The following is a 1,153-nucleotide window of genomic DNA, read 5'->3' on the forward strand; positions in this document are numbered from 1 at the left end:
CTACCGGCGTTCGCAACGGCTAAGTCGGATTTGCCGTCAAGGTTAACGTCTCCTACCGTCACGGAAATGGGGCGATCTCCCACACTAAAATTAGTGGCGATGCCAAAGCTACCCGTGCCAGTTCCCAAGAGGACTGAGACGGTGTTGCTGGCATAGTTTGCTGTAGCCAAGTCTAATTTGCCATCACCATTAAAGTCTCCTACGGTCACGGAACGGGGACTACTTCCCACAGCAAAGTTAGTAGCAGTGCCAAAACTACCTATGCCGTTGCCTAATAGCACTGAGACGTTATTAGCGACATTGTTTGCTGTAGCTAAGTCTAATTTGCCATCACCGTTGAAGTCCCCTAACCTTACCGAATAGGGATAAGTCCCCACTGAATTAATAACAGAGCTAAAGACGTTAAAGACTGCCATTTCCACGCTCACCGCTTGCCCATCAACCGTAATAGTCGCTGCGTCATTTTCCCCTTGAATCGCCGCGATTTGCTCCCCTGTCAGCACTTCTCCCCGCACCAACGCCGAAAATAACTGCCCCTCATCCCCCGGGGTATCGCTGCTGTTGATTTGCGCGTCGATAAAATGCCCAATTTCTTCTAATAACACCGCTTTGAGGGTGGTAGCGTCCCCCGAATCAATCAGCGCTTGAGAAATATAAATCTTATTAATACTGCTGGAATATGCGCCGAAAATCCCTGAATTGCCAAGGTTTTTAACTGTAATAGGGGGAAGTTGACTAAAATCTCGACTTTGCCACTGCTGTCGTAATTGCGTCGCTTTAACCACATCATAACTTGTGCCAAAAGCAGTTTCTAAATTTGCCCAAAAACCATCAGATTGAGCGAAATCGAACAAAATATCGTAAACAGCAGGAAGGCTCGGCAACAGGGTAGAAGTCATGACGTTAACCGCAAAGGATGACTGGTGCGATTTTTTGCAAAAAATCGCCAATCTTTCAAGACCCCTGTAACAGAAATTAATATTACAACAAGAAAACGGGTTTCTCGAAGGAACCCGTTTTCTAGATATTAGGATAAGATTATTGGATTCTTGCGAAAGACTGCTTAAATTCTGCGAGAGAATTAGCGGTAGCTGCTAATTTAACAATCTCTTGTAATGTAGATAGTACCGAAACTTTATTCAGGTATTGTTCC

General features: G+C 45.2%; 1 protein-coding gene. It reads right to left on the minus strand.

All coding sequences use genetic code 11. The features are described 5' to 3' along the window. The coding region (locus PX482_RS12620) for an FG-GAP repeat domain-containing protein (RefSeq protein ID WP_288122510.1) at window positions 1-899 on the minus strand (899 nt) is incomplete at its 3' end. Between the last annotated feature and the right edge of the window lie 254 nt (window positions 900-1,153).

It is taken from the genome of Microcystis sp. M53602_WE12, from assembly GCF_030065455.1.
GTDB classification, from domain to species: Bacteria; Cyanobacteriota; Cyanobacteriia; order Cyanobacteriales; family Microcystaceae; genus Microcystis; species Microcystis aeruginosa.